This is a genomic window from Neobacillus drentensis, assembly GCF_036966985.1.
GTDB classification, from domain to species: Bacteria; Bacillota; Bacilli; order Bacillales; family Cytobacillaceae; genus Neobacillus; species Neobacillus drentensis_E.
Genome location: NZ_JBALSN010000783.1, coordinates 1 through 1,167, shown reverse-complemented (window position 1 = coordinate 1,167; position 1,167 = coordinate 1). Strand labels below are relative to the sequence as shown.

General features: G+C 45.9%; 1 protein-coding gene. It reads right to left on the bottom strand.

Annotated elements, in window-relative coordinates; translation table 11 throughout:
- A partial coding sequence (locus V7659_RS31695) for a condensation domain-containing protein (protein WP_335543938.1) occupies positions 1 to 1,167 on the bottom strand: 1,167 nt, incomplete at both ends.

The following is a 1,167-nucleotide window of genomic DNA, read 5'->3' as shown; positions in this document are numbered from 1 at the left end:
GAAGGTGCAAAAGCAGTCCCCACGCGGATTGAATCAGTGTGCTCAACGTGACCTTCTGCTTGCCTGTCATCTTCTCCAGCTTCTGCTGCATCTCTGGCGTCAATTTGACGCTGGACTGCGCCATGCTTACTTCTTGGTCTAAAGCATGTTCTTCGCCGTCTCCTGGAAGCGGTGTCGCTTCCTCTACGCCTGACATATAACGCTGCCAGAATTCTTGCGCCTTCTCTTGATCCTGCTTTTGCAGCCATTCGATAGAATCTTTATATGGTCGGCCTGTAGAAAGACTGATCTCTCGTTCGTCCACAAGAGAGCGATACAGCGCAAAGGATTCCTGAATAAAGCTGAACAAACTCCAGCCATCGATTAAAATGTGATGAAAACTAAAGACAAACGTGCATCTTTCCTCATCACAACGGAATAAAGCAATCCGAATCAGCGGTTCATCTATATGGTCTAAATGGAAATCCTTTGAACGATCAGATACTAAAAAGTGTTCGATTGTCTCTTCTTGCTCCTTGTCACTCAGGTGGCGCACATCGTGCTGAGTGAGATGGATGCTTCCTTCTGATTGAATGAACTGAACAGGCTCCTTCAGCCCTTCCCAAGCGAATTTTGTTCTCAAAATCGAATGACGTTCTACAAGAAGATTCCAAGCTTGTTCATAGGCATCGCCGTTTGTTAAGCCTTGGAGCGTCATATGCACCTGACCAAAATAAGCTTGTGAGGCTTGATCTAGCAGTGCATGAAACAGCATTCCTTGCTGCATTGGAGACAGCGGATACACATCGCCTACATTGTCTGGAAGTTCATCTATTTGCTTTTGCGTGAGCTGAACCATCGGAAAATCAGATGGTGTAAAGCCGCCGCTCGCTTCAACACAATGCGTCAAGATGATCTCCATCTTTTCTTTAAAACGCTCAGGTAACAACCGCACCTCTTGATCTTGCAGCAGTTCACGATTGATCATAAAGTTCATCTGCAACTGGCCATCTGTCACATATCCATACACATCGATCAAATGCTGTCTTTCTGCTTTCGGATCGTGAACATGTCCATTTCGTTCGTCTGCTATATACAGCTTGGCTTCGCCATCTGCCTGATCTAACTGACCGAGGTAATTAAAGCTCATCTGCGGCGTTACCGTTTTGAGTAAACGAGGTTCTGTCA